General features: G+C 34.4%; 16 protein-coding genes. 3 read left to right on the top strand and 13 right to left on the bottom strand.

Going from position 1 to position 14,512, the window contains the following annotated elements; genetic code table 11:
* Window positions 1-138 precede the first annotated feature (138 nt).
* The 13 genes from ACXVWB_RS10810 to ACXVWB_RS10750 all read right to left on the bottom strand — a co-directional run bounded on the left by ACXVWB_RS10810 (window position 139) and on the right by ACXVWB_RS10750 (window position 12,168).
* Entirely contained in the window at window positions 139-885 is a 747-nt protein-coding gene (locus ACXVWB_RS10810) for a lysozyme family protein (protein ID WP_197563651.1), read from the bottom strand.
* Between the two features lie 10 nt (window positions 886-895).
* Window positions 896-1,666: a TrbM/KikA/MpfK family conjugal transfer protein gene (locus ACXVWB_RS10805; RefSeq protein ID WP_197563649.1), complete on the bottom strand. Its 771-nt coding sequence runs from the start codon at window positions 1,664-1,666 to the stop codon at window positions 896-898.
* A 1-nt stretch (window position 1,667) separates the two neighbouring features.
* On the bottom strand, window positions 1,668-3,284 hold the full coding sequence (gene trbL / locus ACXVWB_RS10800; RefSeq protein WP_197563647.1) for a P-type conjugative transfer protein TrbL: 1,617 nt from the start codon (window positions 3,282-3,284) through the stop codon (window positions 1,668-1,670).
* Between the two features lie 10 nt (window positions 3,285-3,294).
* Entirely contained in the window at window positions 3,295-4,041 is a 747-nt protein-coding gene (gene trbJ, locus ACXVWB_RS10795; RefSeq protein WP_197563645.1) for a P-type conjugative transfer protein TrbJ, read from the bottom strand.
* Between the two features lie 17 nt (window positions 4,042-4,058).
* Window positions 4,059-5,450: a TrbI/VirB10 family protein gene (locus ACXVWB_RS10790; RefSeq protein WP_197563643.1), complete on the bottom strand. Its 1,392-nt coding sequence runs from the start codon at window positions 5,448-5,450 to the stop codon at window positions 4,059-4,061.
* A gap of 2 nt (window positions 5,451-5,452) precedes the next feature.
* Complete coding sequence (locus tag ACXVWB_RS10785; protein ID WP_197563641.1) at window positions 5,453-5,920, bottom strand: hypothetical protein; 468 nt, start codon at window positions 5,918-5,920, stop codon at window positions 5,453-5,455.
* 9 nt (window positions 5,921-5,929) lie between these two features.
* Window positions 5,930-6,778, bottom strand: coding sequence for a P-type conjugative transfer protein TrbG (gene trbG, locus ACXVWB_RS10780; protein WP_197563639.1), 849 nt, complete (start codon window positions 6,776-6,778; stop codon window positions 5,930-5,932).
* A gap of 21 nt (window positions 6,779-6,799) precedes the next feature.
* A complete protein-coding gene (locus tag ACXVWB_RS10775; RefSeq protein WP_197563637.1) occupies window positions 6,800-7,480 on the bottom strand; it encodes a VirB8/TrbF family protein in 681 nt (226 codons plus the stop codon).
* A 14-nt stretch (window positions 7,481-7,494) separates the two neighbouring features.
* Window positions 7,495-10,029: a VirB4 family type IV secretion/conjugal transfer ATPase gene (locus tag ACXVWB_RS10770; protein ID WP_197563635.1), complete on the bottom strand. Its 2,535-nt coding sequence runs from the start codon at window positions 10,027-10,029 to the stop codon at window positions 7,495-7,497.
* Window positions 10,029-10,337 (bottom strand): conjugal transfer protein TrbD, encoded by a 309-nt coding sequence (locus ACXVWB_RS10765; protein ID WP_197563633.1) that lies wholly within the window; start codon window positions 10,335-10,337, stop codon window positions 10,029-10,031. Before ACXVWB_RS10765 ends, ACXVWB_RS10770 begins: the two co-directional genes overlap by 1 nt.
* 33 nt (window positions 10,338-10,370) lie before the next feature.
* Window positions 10,371-10,742 (bottom strand): TrbC/VirB2 family protein, encoded by a 372-nt coding sequence (locus tag ACXVWB_RS10760; protein WP_197563631.1) that lies wholly within the window; start codon window positions 10,740-10,742, stop codon window positions 10,371-10,373.
* Between the two features lie 9 nt (window positions 10,743-10,751).
* Window positions 10,752-11,723 (bottom strand): P-type conjugative transfer ATPase TrbB, encoded by a 972-nt coding sequence (gene trbB / locus ACXVWB_RS10755; RefSeq protein ID WP_197563629.1) that lies wholly within the window; start codon window positions 11,721-11,723, stop codon window positions 10,752-10,754.
* A gap of 103 nt (window positions 11,724-11,826) precedes the next feature.
* Window positions 11,827-12,168 (bottom strand): helix-turn-helix domain-containing protein, encoded by a 342-nt coding sequence (locus ACXVWB_RS10750; protein WP_197563627.1) that lies wholly within the window; start codon window positions 12,166-12,168, stop codon window positions 11,827-11,829.
* Window positions 12,169-12,284: 116 nt separating this feature from the next.
* On the opposite strand from ACXVWB_RS10750, the gene ACXVWB_RS10745 reads away from it, so the two are divergent.
* From ACXVWB_RS10745 to ACXVWB_RS10735, 3 genes are all read left to right on the top strand, one after another.
* Window positions 12,285-12,524: a hypothetical protein gene (locus ACXVWB_RS10745; protein ID WP_197563625.1), complete on the top strand. Its 240-nt coding sequence runs from the start codon at window positions 12,285-12,287 to the stop codon at window positions 12,522-12,524.
* Between the two features lie 136 nt (window positions 12,525-12,660).
* Window positions 12,661-12,852 (top strand): hypothetical protein, encoded by a 192-nt coding sequence (locus tag ACXVWB_RS10740; RefSeq protein WP_197563669.1) that lies wholly within the window; start codon window positions 12,661-12,663, stop codon window positions 12,850-12,852.
* A 344-nt stretch (window positions 12,853-13,196) separates the two neighbouring features.
* Window positions 13,197-14,108 carry a hypothetical protein gene (locus tag ACXVWB_RS10735; protein ID WP_458472918.1) on the top strand — a complete coding sequence of 304 codons (912 nt, stop codon included), beginning with the start codon at window positions 13,197-13,199 and terminating at the stop codon, window positions 14,106-14,108.
* Window positions 14,109-14,512 lie beyond the last annotated feature (404 nt).

Here is a 14,512-nt window from a genome sequence, read left to right as displayed (position 1 = left end):
AGATGATGAGCATGATATAAACATTATCGAGGAAAAAGAATATCAGTTGAATATAAATGATAATGAGGAATAAAAAAAACGCTTGCATATGGCAAGCGTTTTTAGTTATACGTAGTTCAAAGTTAATTAGATAGTTATCTAATTTTTAGATAGCTTAATAAAGTCATCAGATAGCTGAATTGAACTAGATGCTTTCATAGCACTTATAGGATTAGCTTCAGTACTTTGGGTATTTTGAGCTATTGGTTGCTCCTTATTATCAGGTATTGGTTTAGCCTGTTTAGTTACTTTAGATACTCTAAACTTATCTGGAATAGTTCCTTCTGGAATAGGTGCAAATGCTATTTTAGATGCTAATGAACTAATATCGAGAACTTCTGGATACTTTATATCCACTATTTGCTCTGGTAATGGAGGAGTACTACTAGAAGCAGAAACTTGTTTAGGTATTACCATATTTGCTTTAAACCACTTATCCCATTTTGCAGCCGCTGGAATAAGTTTTGCTTGATAGATTGCATTTTTATCTGGCGTTTTTGAATGATAATTTGCTACTTTACGCCAAAAATCACCTTTATCATTATTCAAATGACCAGATATACGCCAAGCGGCCAGATAGTATGGATAACATCCCGATTTTTCCACATCTTTTGTGGTTATACCATGTTTCGCCAGCTCTTTTAAATAACTTGTATTAAATTGCATTGTTCCAACATCATATGTGCCATTCGTATTCTTGACCCATAATCCAGGCTTTCCACCTTCAGTATCAGCAACCGCTAATAATGCGGTTACTGGCACTTTATATTGATCAGCAGCAGATATTGCACATATAACTACTTCCTGTTGAGATGGAGGAAGTACAGGAGGTAAGTCAAATCCCATAATTTAATCCTTATCTATCAATAGAACTTGAATATCTATTGAATGTTCTTCTGTATTCAAAATATTGAATGGTTCTTTTTGGTGCTTCAGCGTATTTCCCAGTCCAATATCTATGCTCTGTGTCATCATCATGGCTATTTCTTGAAATATAACTTCGATACACTTTATATTTAGTCATTGAATTTAGACCAGCCATATCATCTTGAGCTTTAATTTTTGCCTGAAGAGCATTATATGATGCTAGTTTTGAATCGTAATCTATGCCATTAGCCCAAAATCCTCCTTCATTTGGTTTACCAATATATCGAGTATTGAAATCAGTGTATTCGTGTTCATCATACACCTTGCAATAATGAGGCTTATCTGGGGATATAGTATTGATAACTGTATCTGAACAAGAATATTCTCCTCGTTCTTCATTCATAATACAGACTCGTTTCACCATTTTTTTTGTCAATTTGCTGTTAAGGTATTCTGGATCACATCGACCAGCTCCTTCAGCAATAGCATTTACTAATGCTGGCATATTTGGTTCATTTGATGAAGGGCATAACTTTAGAAAGTTTCTGCGAGCAGTAACTGTTTTATGCCACTTTTTATGTTTAATACTGAAATATTTACGAATAGCGGAATTACATTCACCTGGACGATGAGGAGATGATAAGCATAGAAGAGCTTCACAGGCTAATCTAGTATCACCAGTTAATATATCATTTGCATTTGCATTGACAGTAAATAGAACCCCAGATAAACATGTTGTAATTAATGTTAGTTTCTTCATATTACCATTCCTGTGATTTTTTGAGACCATCAACAATTTTTGATGTATTAGATTTAGTTTGTTGTTTAGTTGAGACAGCTTCTGTTGGTTCAGATATGCTACCAATTCCCTCTGTGTGTTGTATCTTTTGGGCAACTTTTCCCATATAAGAATCCGATCCAAAGTCATGAATAGATTGTTTCACAGATTCTTTTATATGGCCTGGAGCAGCTTTTATATCTGAGGCAATTTGAGACCCTACTGCTGCGGTAGCCATTTTTAGCTTTTCACCAAAAGAACGAGGTTGTTCTGTTAATGGTGATTTCTCATTTGATGATTGTTCCTGAGATTTTACTCCAGGAGTAGCATCCTTATATTGTTCATTGGTTGGGTTATCATCTTTGCTGATTCCATCTTGTCCTGACTCTCCTTGTCTTCCATTATCTCCCATCATGCCATCTTGTCCTGATTCTGCTTGACCAGAATCACTATTTGTAGCATTAGAACTATTATATTCAGATGTTCGGTTGTCAGATGACCAATTATTTCCTTCTGGTGTTGAACTTGCAGATGTATCTACATTAGATATGTCTGGTGTTGTATCTTGCGATTTATCGTTTCCCATACCAGATTGCATAGCCGCATTTAATGCTTGTAGCCCCCCAACTCCATTAGCTGAAATAACTTTAGCTATTGATGTTGCAGCAGCTCCCATTGCAGCGGCTGCTGTTGCCATTGATGCGGCTATTCCAGCTAAAGCCATTGCAGCTCCACCAAAAGATGTAGAACCTGTTGCTCCAGTCATCATTCCTCCAATTATAGGTGGAATCTTACTTGATGTAATTAGTAAGAAGATAGACGTTAGCAACATAATGCTTAGATTCTCAAAAGAAATAGTTCCATTCATTTTGGCTGAGTAGTCTGTCATAATACTGCTACCAATAGATACAATTAATATCATGGTAAATAGCTGTAAACCAATTCCTATAAGTGTCTTATAATAATTGAGAGCTATTTCACTAGTCCACTTCGCACCTCCAAAACCCAGAATAAAAATACCTCCATTTAAAACAATATAGGCTGTAATTTGTAAGGTTACGAAGCTCACAGCAATTATGCAGACGTTAATCAAAATAATTATTGCCATTATCCCAAGAACAATACTTTCCCCTAAATTCCACATGGAGAATTTTTTAGATGCTCCAGCTATAATGTCATATCCTACTTCAACAATTTTTGATGCCGTCATTGTTTCTTTTGAGCCTCCAGCCTGGCTTGCTAGTTGTTCAAATGAGTTAATAATAGATGATCCGATGGCTGGAGCATTATTTAATATGTAATACATAAAGCCAAAGAATACTGAGAATTTAACTAACTCACCAAACAGCTCTCCAATTTCTACTCTTTTTATAAATAATGAACCAAGAGTCCATACAAGGCTTATAGTGCCTAATGAAAAAAATAGGAAATCAGCAGCTCTTTTTACTATATTAGCCCAAGAGTCTGCTTTTGATTTAAACTCTGCTACTACGCTATTTAATATACTTGTATCTGCTGCAAAAGAGTAGGTTGGATAACAGCAAAAAAAAGACAGTATTAAAAATAGTAATAACCACTTATATTTGTAGTTCACTATCATATTTATTCCTCTAAGGGCGTAATCCCATGGTGTTTCCTGTCGAATGTAGTTTATTGGTTTCAGCATCAATTTGTGCTCTTCGGGCATTATCTACCTGTTGAGCTGTATTGATCGCATCCATTTGAGTGAGCATAATTTGTCTTAGCTGTAACAGTTGGTTATTTTGAGCAGCTGCAAATTGGTTAGCATATTGAATAGCTTCCATTTGACCTTGAGCTGTTTGTGCTCGAGATTGTAATAGCTGTAGCTTGTCTGAGTCATGTAATATATTCTCAGATTGTCTAGCTATACCTTTTGTCAAAGCTGCACTTGCTTTTTGTTGTAGTTCTGAGAATTTTTCTCTTTGAGATTTGAATTCTTCATAACAACCTAAATTTGATCGGTAGCAATCAGCATTTTGGTAATAACGAACATCACCAAATTGTGCTAAGTACTGATCTATGTTTCCTACTCTATCTTTTAAAGATTTCAGATCGTTTACTGTTCGTTGTAAATCATTCATAGTTTTTTGTGCTTCAGCCCAAATATAAGCTGCTGGAGCTAAGCTATTTCTCAGTTGGTTTTCATATTGTAATAATTGAGTTTTATATTCCTCAATTTGTTTTGTGTATTGCATAACGGTATTAAGGGCTGTAATAGTTGATTGAGCCATATTCGCACCATCAAAAGTTGGAATCCCTCCAGCATTTACCGATAAGCTAGATACACCAAGAGTTATAGCTATAAATGTGGCTGATAATTTATTGTGGATGTTCATACTAATTTACCTCTCTTTTAAAAAGTTAAGTTTCTGTAAGGGGATTGAAATACGAGATCTTTTACAACTACAACATTAAAATTGTAACCAGGTCTAATTTCTAAAGTTGGTGCTATATTGATATTTTTTTGCAACATCTGAACAATTACTTGTCCTAAGTTTTGCCCTAATGATTGACTTAAAATATCTCCAGCATTTTCTGTACGATCAGCTGATGATGCATTTTTTTGAGAATAAGATACACCAGCAGTAATACCAGACATTAAGAAAGCAGATGAAAAAATACGGAGATAATGGTTATTAACTTTATCATTAAATCCAGCATAGCCTCCAGAATCAGAGCCTGGCATGCTCCCTATATCTTGAGCTCTTCCATCGGGATATATGATACGTTGCCAAGCAACAAGCACTCTTTCTTGACCATATGCAACATCACTAGTATATGAACCAACTAATCTAGCACCTTGAGGAACTAATAAATGTTTACCTGTTGCGGTATCAAAAACATTTTGTGATACTTGAGCTAATATTTGCCCTGGTAAATCAGAATTTATACCTGTAATCATTACTGCCGGGATAACGAATCCAGCTCTTAATTCAAATGGTTTAGGTTGTTCCATTGGAGCGTCTATTTTCCAGCGTGAGCCATTTCCATTAAATTGTTGTATATCATTATTTACTTTAGATGATGTTAGTGAACCATAATCATCACCATATGAGCTTCCAGTTGCTCCTTCAATTTGAGATTCAACTAGTTTTAGCTGTTCATGATATGCAGCTGTCGGGTCGGTACTAGAACTAGCTTCAGTTGCTTGTCTTCTTATTGCAGCCATTCTTGATAACATTTCATCTCTAGTAGGATCACCGCTTGATATACCAAAAGAGCCATCTAAACCTGTTTTTTCAACACCAGAAGTAGCTAACTGAGCATTCATTTCTCTTTCTCTTTTCATTCTAGCTAATTCTTCCAAGTAAGGATCTTTTTCCTCTGGAATATATGTTTGAGGTTCTACATGTGTAGGTGATGCTTGGCTTTGTGTTGTAGTACCAGACAAAGGCTCAATATATGCTGGTTCTGTTGCGACATTTTCTATAGGTGTAGGGGGTGTCAGTGATGACACGACTCCAGAAGGAGCATCTTTTAATATTGCATTTAGATACTGCGATGTGCCAGTATTTTGAACAGGTTCCTCTGTTTTAGGTTGTGCATTTTGTTGTTCCGCTCTTTCCATAGCAACAAAAGCCATTGCAGCAAGGAAAACAACCCCAATAGCCCCAACAATATATAAAGGTATCTTATTAGCCCTTTTTCCTCCTCTCAAACTATTTCTTGATGGAGAGTTATTAGGAGACATATCATCATCTTTTTGTTTAGGTGCTTTGCTACCAAATTTATCAAATAATCCCATAATTAATTACCTCTTCCCCAATTACCTAATGGAGTGAACACCCCATTTTCTATTGAATAAGCTCTACTAAATACAGATTCTGGTAAATAAACAGTTACCCTGTAACTATTTGCATCTAAATGATCAACAATATATCTTAAAGGGAGGTTTAAGAGTCTTGTATCAAGTTCTGTTACTGCTTTATCTTGTTCACTCATATTTTGAGATTGTTTATTCTTTGCATGAAGCTGAACAGCAAATCCTTTTTTGCGTAAATTATCCTGAAGTGATAATCCAAAATAATCATTTACAGGAATTTCATTAGTAAAATTTAATTGGGTTTTTGCTGGAGAATATGAGCGATCAATGTAATTAGCTACGTCCGATGCCATTGCTTCTGATACATCTGGAGATGCATTAGAATAATTTCCTGTTTGTGTGGCACAAGCACTTAATAAAGCCAAACATGCAATCATTAAAAATTTTTTCATAATAAAATCCTATTTTTTACTAATTGTTACTCTTTGTTGAGAATTACCAACACCAGAAACAAGGATCACCTTGTCAAAAATACCATCTACAATATATTTGCTATCAACAACTCTATAATTGACTACGGCTGTTTGTTCATTAGTAAATATGCCACCTGATTTTTTTAGAACTAATAAGGCTGGAGCATCCCCTGTCTTCATCTTTTTAGGCATTTGAATAGTTGTTTGTTGGCCATTATCATAAACTCTGACTGGTCGCCATGATGTATTTCCAGAAATATCATATTCAAAATTCAAATTATCAATGCTTCCTGTGCCATCAGGGAGTTCAGTTCTATCAAGATATTGCTGTCTATCGGCATTAAGTTTAGCTATTTGACTATTAATATCTTCTGGATAGACAAAAGACACGCTAGATACAAATTTTTTCTGCGTGGACTTTAATCTAAGATGATAGACCCTGCGATCTGTTGATAAGATTAATGTTGTATCTAAATTAACGTCTAAGGGTTTAACAACGATATGAACTCTTTTATCTGAGCCACTTCCACTTATTGTTGGCTCTAAGCTCCATCGAACTTTATCACCTATATTTATATTGTTTAACATCTCTCCAGGTTGTAATGCTATATCTGTTACTTGATATATTGCCGTTACGATAGATGGCTGCGATGAACCAAATACATATTGAATAGACCCATTTTCAGCTAGACCAGGTTTTGCTGAGGCATACCCATTTCTCCATTGTTGGGAGAGTTTTAAGGCTTGAGCTTCGGATTTACTAAAACTTTCAGCTGATGTTAAAGATGGAGTTAGCATAAGCGTTGCAAGCAGACTTAAAGTGATTGTATGTTTCATGTTCATTTTCCTTCGATAAAATTACTGTAGTTCTTCTGATAAAGCATAATTAGGAATAAATATACCTAACGGATTATTACGAATTTCTTCTTCAGTTGTACTATTAGTTGGTTCATTTATAGTGATCTGTAAAATGGCCGTTCTGCGAATTTTGCTTAACTCAGAACCTTTTCGATCAAGTACTTGTTCTATCCATGTTACTTGCCAGCTTTTTTCTGTTTGAGGTAAAACGGATAATATATTTACATTAACTAGCTCTTTTTCAGCTCTTTTGAATGGATTTGTACTTTCATCAGAATAAAATCTGTTAGTAATCTGTATTGCTGGACTACTATCTGCTAAATGAGCATATACATTCTGAATAGCTATTTTTTGCAGTGATGTATCTGGCGTTACCATTCTTAAATCTTTGACAAATTGGGCGAGAGTTGCTTTTATAACTCTTGCATCTACAGGAGCTGATCTTTCGGCAATTTTACTTGTAACGCTTTGTCCAAGTTCACCGACTTCCACTACGTAAGGAACGAATTTACTTGATTGTCTTTCCCAAATGTAACCACCGATTACAACAGATGCCATAAATAACGCCATAAGAGATGTAATTTGCCACATGCGAGTATTTCCCTTTTCTTTGGCTGAATTACTTTTATATGTGATTCTTGCATTCGTATATGGATTTTCGGTCATTTCTGATTTAGCCATAGTGATTTCCTCATTTATTGATAATTATGTAAAGCAAGGCCTCTATCAGCCAGCCATTGTTCAACCCAATCATTGCCATACTTAGCATATAGTTTTTTAATTTTAGCAACACTGTCCTTATCTGATGATGCTACAAAGGCAAGTTGTAATTTACCTAACGCAAGATTAAATAATCTATGTCCTTTAATTGAAGAATAGTAATAATCATGTTTAGGGCGACTATTAGCTAAAATTTCAATTTGTCTTGAATTGAGCCCCATGTTTTTATAAATAAGAGCAGTTTCCTCTACGAGTGCATTTGGATTTGGTAAGAAAATCTTAGTCGGAGTACTTTCTAATAATGCATCGAAAATTGTTGATTTAGATGCATCAGCTAAAGATTGGGTAGCTAAGATAACTAAGCAATTTGCCTTACGTAGGACTTTTAGCCATTCTCTGATTTTTTCTTTAAACATTTCATGTGAAAGCATTAACCATGCTTCATCAAGAATAATCATTCCAGGTTGGCCATTTAAAGATAGCTCGATACGTCTAAAAATATATTGTAGAACTGGGATTGCAAATCTAGGTTGTAGCTGCATTAGTTCTTCAATTTCAAAGCACATAAAGTTAGATAGTGATAAATTATCTTGTTCAGCATCAAAAATGCTTCCCATCTGCCCTTCAAGAGTGTAATCACGCAATGCATCTCTAATTGCGTTATCTTGAATTAGATTCACAAAATCAGTCATCGTATAGCTATTATTTTCTGCCATGTTATTTAGTGTAGAGCTGATTTGAGTTCGTCTTTCAACAGTTACATCAATGCTATTTAATTTAAGAATTTCTTCTATCCACGTAGCCGCCCAAGCCTTATCTGAAGATGTGCTTATATATTGCAAAGGGCAGAACGCCAGAACAGAATTATCTGCATTACCAAGCTCATAATGATCTCCACCTGCTGCTTTAGTTAAAGCATACATTGACATACCTTTATCAAAAGCAAAGATACTAGCGTTCTCATAACGTCTAAATTGAGCAGCAATAGTGCATAAAAGAGTTGATTTACCTGAACCAGTTGGCCCAAATACAAGAGTATGACCAACATCTCCTACATGTAAGTTAAGCCTAAATGGTGAGTAACCTGTCGTAACACAATGCATCAAAGCTGGTGAATTATTGGCATAAAAAGGACAAGGAGCATTTTCGTTACCAGTCCATATAGAAGAACTAGGTAATAGATCAGCAAAATTTAACGTATGAACTATAGGTCTTCTGATATTTTCTACCCCATGACCAGGTAAACTACCTAAGTATGCTTCGATAGCATTGATAGTTTCTATTCTGGTGTTAAAACCTAACGCAGATATTTCTTTTGCTATATTTCTTGCGTCGTCCTCAATATCTTGACGATTTTCCCCCATTAAGATAATAGTTGTGGTGAGGAAACCTTGAGCAATTATTCCGCTTTTTGTATCAGCCAATGCTCCTTCAGCATCATCAACCATGGCTTGAGCATCTAAATCAATACGACCACTATTAGTATTAAATAGCTGATCGAAAAAGCCTCTAACTTTTTGCTTCCATTTTTTGCGATATTTTTCAAGCATAGCTTCAGCTTCGTGCTGATCCATAAAAATGAATCGACTAGACCATCTATAAATTGATGGGAATTGACTTAATTTATTTAGCATGCCTGGTAGGGATTCTTGAGGGAATCCATCAACAGCAATAACCTGAATAAATTTATTACCAATTTTAGGAATAATTCCTCCAATAAATTCTTGACCTCCAATGAGTTTATCTAAATAAATTGGGTTATTGGGGAGTAAGACTGGTTGATGGATGCCTGTGATGCAGAACTGTAACCAGCTTAGAAACTCATCATATGTTATAGATTTTCCATCTTCAGACACTGATTTTTTCCCTTTTAATCGGGTTAGTTGGAACGCTGAAGATAAACTAGATTCAAGATTAATGATGTCTCTTTTGAATTTTTCTAAAACAGTAAGTGTTTTTTGTTTTTGTGATAATTCTTCCTTATCATCATCAAACATGAGGTCGGTAAGTTTTTGTTCTGCTAGTTTTGGAGGATAATAAGTTGCTGTAATAACAAAAGATGATTCATATAAAGTTCCAATATGTTCGAAAATTCTTCTTCGTTCTTCATCCATTGCTTTTGTTATTGGATCAGGAAAATGGCTTAGTCCACTATTAGGATAGTTTACAGATTCTGTACGATACCCATCAACATGAAACATCCAGCCAGCACCAAGTTTGCTAATGGCCTGATTAACTCTAGCACTTATTGCATTTCGCTCTGCTACAGTGGCTGAGGCGGAATCAGGACAGGTATAAACCCATGCAGCCATCATAGAACCATTCTTATTAAGAATGATCCCATCATCAATAACAGCGGCATAGTTAAGTAAGTCAGCAAATCCTTCATCTTTTCTTCTAAATTTCTTTAGCTTTAATTCATTATTCTCTTGCCAATAGACAGAAAATAATAACCCCAGAATAACTATCCCTAATAAGCCTGTAATAATTGTAATTGTTGTTAAGTCCATTACTTTCTCTCTCTAGTGTTTACTCTAAATGGTGTGCTTTGTGCATCGTAGTACATTTGATAGCGTAAGCTCTTTAAATAAACTTGCCTTAACAAAGGATCTGCTTTTGCTGCTTTTCTTAAAAGGAATAAGCATACAAACCATATAGAAATGCCAATAAGGAAGGAATACCATGTTTGAGCAGAGAAAATTAATGCAAAGACTAGCAAGCCAACAAACATGACTAATTCGCGATCTCCCCCCAAAAATAAAGAAACTCTATTACCTACTTTTCGTATTAGGATTTTTCGTAATTCTTGAGAATGCATTAATTTTCTCCTTCTTTTATAAAAACAATTACATTACTTTAATGATGTAAGCTCTGCTGGGCTTAAATCAGTTAAGATAATCGCACCAGTACCTGTGATAGTACTTAATAAGTTTTGAGCGCCAACTAATAATGCAGCAACAAGAACAATAAATACTAGTGTTTTAATGAATCCATTAATTTCACCACCGAAGATTAATAAAGCACCAGCACCAACGATACCAACAATAGATAATGTGAATGCTACTGGCCCTGTTACAGATTGTCTAACCTTAGTAAGCCAGCTTTCGTAAGGTAAACCACCACCAGAACCAGCTGATGCCAATGCATCAGGGGTAAATAATAAAGCGATTGCAGCAATGCTGAATAAGATCCAAAATAATTGTGTTTGTTTTGATAAAGTCATGACTTTTACCTATATGATAGAGTTAAAAATGAATTTATTGTGTTCGTAGCCTACTACTTCCACAAGCTCTTTTACGCAGCGTTCCCCAGTTGTTTTATCTTTTTCAATAAAAAGAATAACATCAAGAATTTGTCCTACCATATCTTCAATATTTCTAGGAGCTTCTTTATTCTTTGAAACTAATGTAACAACCCTATTAGTAGCATCTTCAGCTGAATTACAGTGTACGGTAGCTACTCCGCCTGGATGACCTGTATTCCAACTTTCAAGTAATGATAGGGCTTCACCTCCTCGAATTTCACCAATTAAAATTCGATCTGGTCTCATTCGAAGAGTTAATTTCACTAAATCAGATAAATTAACTTCTGGGGATGTTTCATACAAAACAGCATTTTCAGCTGCACATTGTATTTCTGGAGTATCTTCCATAATGATCATCCGCTCATATGGAGATAAAACAACCATTGAATTTATCACTGCGTTTAATAAGGTTGTTTTTCCAGAACCTGTTCCACCTGCAATAAGTATATTGCGGTGTTCTTTAATTGCTTTGATAATTGTATTGTATTGAGGTTGGGTTAATGTTCCACTTTCTACATATTGTTCTAATGTAAAAATCTTAACTGCTCTTTTTCTTAGAGCAAAAGTTGGAGCTTTAACTATTGGGGGTAATTGGGCTGCAAAACGAGAACCATCTAATGGAAATTTGCACTCCAGAATAGGAGATGAAGTATGAACCTCTTTTCTGAAACAGCCAGCAACGGAACGAATCACATTTTCAGCTACACTAGAAGTCATAGAGCCTATTTTAGACATGCCAGCTCCAAGTTTATCAACCCATAATGATCCATCTGGATTAAGCATTATTTCAATTACAGAACGATCTTTATAGGCTGCATAGAAATCTGTACCTTGTAGGGTACGTTCTAAACTAGCGTGGATTCTTTCCTTTTCTCTATCTTCTGGTGTAGGTGTGCTCATAATAATAACCCTAAATAAATGCTAGGGTTGTTATTATATATCGAACACTATTAAGGTCAATATAGAGACTTACTTTTTTTACATTATGTGCGAAAAAGTAGTTCTATTTTTTTAGAGCTGCCTGTAATGCATTAATTTGGCTTAGATTTAATGTCAGAATTACAGTGTGTAGATTTGATGTCTTAGGTACATCTGAGAGAGAGCTGATATATGTATGGTATGATAAACTGTCAAAGTTTTTAGAATCAAATAAGTCTGATAATGGAACTCCTAGTGCCATAGTTAATTTTTCTAAAAAATCTAGTCTAGGAGTTGTTTTGTTGTTCATAAACAGACTGAGAGTTGATTTTGATACGCCCATTTTCGCAGCAAGGCTATTTTGAGATAGATTCTGTTTTCTCATAAGAGTTGCTGTATTTTGAATCGCAATTTCTTGATAAGACATAGCTAGGAAACCTTCCTTTTAGGCATGTGTATGGTTAATTCTGTAAACTAATTCTACAAGATTATATATTAAAAAATCATTGAATGTTATTTCAAGTGTATAGGTTTGAGGTTTGTATGAGTAATTATAGCAATAATAGAGTGTTTTTATATACAGGAAGAAAAGAGTTTGAGAGACACTTACATTACATTTTTGAAGAGTTGTCAAAAAAACGCCTGAAATTAGACGTATTTAATGAACTGAAAGAGCGAGGAGAGCTGTCTTTTTCATATAAAAACTTCCTTAAATTAACAAATTCAGATAAATATCCAGAGCTGGCTAAATTTAAAAGGAAAATGAAAAAAACGCTAATTTAATGAGTTCATTAGTTCAACTGCTCAAGAGTTATTTTTTTATATATCAATAAGTTAAGTTCTTAACTAGCTGTTTTTTCTATTTTCTGGTGTTTTTAAAGCTATTCTTTCGCCTAAATATGTTTAGATTAGATTAGCAATGATGAAAAAAGAAATTGAAAAGCGAAGCACATACAATGTAACTCCAAAAAGAAGACTGAAGCTAGAGGCTTTAGCTGTTAGAGCAAGCTCAAAAGCAAATCGAATTATAAAATGGACTGAAATAGTTAGTCATGCGATTGACTACTATGCTGAGGACTCGGTTCAAGATATTTTACACAAAATTAAATAGCAGATCTTTGTTCGATCTTTTCTAATTTGTAGCTTGAATGATCTTTACATCTGATGTAGGATATTAGGCATAAAAAAAAACCGCTCCAAAATGGAGCGGCTATTTTTAGTTTTGAGATTGTCTAAATGCAATCTTAGAACGGGGTTGATAGAAAATATTACCAGTACTTTCTATCATACATATTCAGCAACCATATTTACCTACTGCCGAACATTAAAGCAAACCGTTTTTGCAGAACGTCTTGCTTGAAACAGATTTAATTTAACCATAAATCTTGCTGGATTGCAAGAATCATTAATAGTATTTCTGTTTGTTCGAAGAGGTCGTAAACAAGGATTACGACAATGATTAATAAACTTCAATCTACAGACAGAACAAATTTCAATCAATCATATCCTGTTAGTTCTACTCCTGAATTAGAACTATTATCTAAATTACATCGAAACCATTCCCCTAAAAAAAGAGCTGGGCTAATTAAATTTGCAATAGGAAAGCAACTGTCTGCGACTCTAGATAAGCATGATTGGAATCGTAACCGATGGCTTAGAGAACTAAGAATACGCCAGAAAAAGCGTTTATCTATTCGTTCTGAGCGAAGAGAAACATTGTATGCACTATGTTATGAATTAATTAATTATACAGATTATTGCATAGATAGTGATTATTTATTTGAAGTTATGACTAATGTTGAAACATTAGCAAAAAACATTAGGCAGCTACACATTTATCCTAGTGGTAGAAAAACTTATGATCCAGTGCTTAAAGCATTAATTATGTTAGAGCAAGCTGGGCTAATTATTATTTTGAGAGAAATGGATCATGAGACAAAGCAACGGAAAGCAATGAGAATTTGGCTAAAACCTGAATTCTTTTATTCTCTGGGATATACACAGGAAAAACTAAGGCTCTTAGTTAAGAATTTACATAAGTATAGAGTTAAGAAAGGGATTTTGGATAAAGCAAAAAACCTATATAAAAATCACGTTTTAAAGCTTAAATATTCTAATGTTGCTGACATTTCTGATAAGTTTGCTTTAAAAAACTTGTTATTAAATATAAAGAAAAATTTTCTTTCTAAAGATATTAGTAAGGCGTTAGCGAAAGTTAAAGAAAGTAGCAAAATGAAGTCGTTTGAGTTTTCATCTGAATATGATATTTCTCCAATGTCAGAAGAACAAAGAGAAAGAAATATCAGACATATTCAAATCATTAAAGACTTCTTGAATGATAGAGCCAAAGCTAAGTCGCCAGGATAATCTTTTCTAGCATTATAAATAAACCTTACTCCTCTTCTAATACTTGTTTAAGTATCGATTTTGCTCGCCCTTATTTTTGTTTTGTACAAATTATACACACTATTTTTCATCTTCCCTTTTTCATTTTTTCTTAAAAATAGCTGTATTGGCCATTTTAGCATGTTAAGTCTATGCCTTTGTGGATAACTTGTTGATTCTATAAACTTAAAATCGATCTTAATCTCTGAACTAAGAGCTTAAAGATTTTCTTTATAAATAAAGAAAAGGATAAATAAAGCTAACGCTTTATTGTGGATAAGTACACGCAAATCACATTCATTGATAAAATCAAGAACCAGCTTGCGAAATCAAAGAGCATCTAATTAAATTCATCAGAACCTAAAATATTAGGTGTGCTTCGCACT

The sequence above is a fragment of the Haemophilus sp. SZY H53 genome, assembly GCF_054332375.1.
Note: the sequence above shows the minus strand (reverse complement) of the source record. Positions and strands in the feature narration are given on the sequence as shown.

Excerpts from the sequence above, each read along its gene's own strand:
- ACXVWB_RS10805 (WP_197563649.1), bottom strand. The coding sequence starts at position 1,666 with ATGAAGAAACTAACATTAATTACAACATGTTTATCTGGGGTTCTATTT.
- trbJ (WP_197563645.1), bottom strand. The coding sequence starts at position 4,041 with ATGAACATCCACAATAAATTATCAGCCACATTTATAGCTATAACTCTT.
- trbB (WP_197563629.1), bottom strand. The coding sequence starts at position 11,723 with ATGAGCACACCTACACCAGAAGATAGAGAAAAGGAAAGAATCCACGCT.
- ACXVWB_RS10760 (WP_197563631.1), bottom strand. The coding sequence starts at position 10,742 with ATGACTTTATCAAAACAAACACAATTATTTTGGATCTTATTCAGCATT.
- ACXVWB_RS10735 (WP_458472918.1), top strand. The coding sequence starts at position 13,197 with ATGATTAATAAACTTCAATCTACAGACAGAACAAATTTCAATCAATCA.
- ACXVWB_RS10785 (WP_197563641.1), bottom strand. The coding sequence starts at position 5,920 with ATGAAAAAATTTTTAATGATTGCATGTTTGGCTTTATTAAGTGCTTGT.
- ACXVWB_RS10775 (WP_197563637.1), bottom strand. The coding sequence starts at position 7,480 with ATGGCTAAATCAGAAATGACCGAAAATCCATATACGAATGCAAGAATC.
- trbG (WP_197563639.1), bottom strand. The coding sequence starts at position 6,778 with ATGAAACATACAATCACTTTAAGTCTGCTTGCAACGCTTATGCTAACT.
- ACXVWB_RS10750 (WP_197563627.1), bottom strand. The coding sequence starts at position 12,168 with ATGTCTTATCAAGAAATTGCGATTCAAAATACAGCAACTCTTATGAGA.
- ACXVWB_RS10740 (WP_197563669.1), top strand. The coding sequence starts at position 12,661 with ATGATGAAAAAAGAAATTGAAAAGCGAAGCACATACAATGTAACTCCA.
- ACXVWB_RS10745 (WP_197563625.1), top strand. The coding sequence starts at position 12,285 with ATGAGTAATTATAGCAATAATAGAGTGTTTTTATATACAGGAAGAAAA.
- ACXVWB_RS10810 (WP_197563651.1), bottom strand. The coding sequence starts at position 885 with ATGGGATTTGACTTACCTCCTGTACTTCCTCCATCTCAACAGGAAGTA.
- ACXVWB_RS10765 (WP_197563633.1), bottom strand. The coding sequence starts at position 10,337 with ATGCATTCTCAAGAATTACGAAAAATCCTAATACGAAAAGTAGGTAAT.
- trbL (WP_197563647.1), bottom strand. The coding sequence starts at position 3,284 with ATGATAGTGAACTACAAATATAAGTGGTTATTACTATTTTTAATACTG.
- ACXVWB_RS10790 (WP_197563643.1), bottom strand. The coding sequence starts at position 5,450 with ATGGGATTATTTGATAAATTTGGTAGCAAAGCACCTAAACAAAAAGAT.
- ACXVWB_RS10770 (WP_197563635.1), bottom strand. The coding sequence starts at position 10,029 with ATGGACTTAACAACAATTACAATTATTACAGGCTTATTAGGGATAGTT.